The sequence below is a fragment of the Cupriavidus sp. SIMBA_020 genome (assembly GCF_046535395.1).
Classification (GTDB): Bacteria; Pseudomonadota; Gammaproteobacteria; order Burkholderiales; family Burkholderiaceae; genus Cupriavidus; species Cupriavidus campinensis.
In genome coordinates this window covers 1-867 of sequence record NZ_JAWRWU010000037.1, presented here as the reverse complement: position 1 = coordinate 867, position 867 = coordinate 1, and the positions used below count along the sequence as shown (strand labels likewise).

General features: G+C 60.2%; 1 protein-coding gene. It reads left to right on the top strand.

The window, feature by feature from the left end:
* Positions 1–836, top strand: an 836-nt coding sequence (locus SB751_RS28000; RefSeq protein WP_410748787.1) for an IS3 family transposase, incomplete at its 5' end; no start/stop codon positions are given.
* Positions 837–867: the final 31 nt, after the last annotated feature.

Below are 867 nucleotides of genomic sequence, written 5' to 3'. Positions count from 1 at the left end.
ATGCTTTGCGAGAGCACCACCCGCTGCCGATCCTGCTCAAGGTTGCCGATCTGGCGCGCAGCACGTTCTACTACCAGATGGCGGCAGGCAAAGCCGGGGATCGCAATGGGGAACTCAAGGCGCGTATTCAGCAGGTGTATGCCCAGCACAAGGGCCGATATGGCTATCGCCGGGTCACGGCGACGCTGCGCCTGGCAGGCATGTTGGTGAATCACAAAACCGTGCAACGGCTGATGTCGGCACTGCAATTGAAGGCGCTCGTACGGCCGAAGAAATACCGTTCGTACCGTGGGCAAGTCGGGCGAGTCGCCCCCAATCTGCTACAGCGCCAGTTCGAGGCGAGCAAGCCGAACGAGAAGTGGGTGACGGATGTGACCGAGTTCAACGTAGGCGGCAAAAAGCTCTACCTCTCGCCGGTCCTGGACCTGTACAACGGGGAGATCGTCGCCTGGCAGACCAGCGAGCGGCCTGACTTCGCGCTGATCCGGGAGATGCTCGACAAGGCGCTTCGCAAGCTGCGCCCGGGCGAAACCCCAATGCTGCATTCGGATCAGGGCTGGGCCTATCAGATGGCGGCATATCGCCGCAAACTGGCCTCGCGAGGCTTGCGTCAGAGCATGTCCCGCAAAGGCAATTGCCTGGACAATGCGGCGATGGAGAGCTTCTTCGGGACGCTCAAGTCAGAGTGCTTCCGGTTAGAGCGCTTCGCCAACGTCGACCAGTTGCGTCGTGGCATAGCCGAATACATCCGGTACTACAATCACGACCGCATCAAGCTCAAGCTAAAAGGGCTGAGTCCTGTGCAATACAGGACCCAGCCCTTGGCCGCGGCCTAACTTACCCGTCCAACTTTAGGGGGTCAGTTCA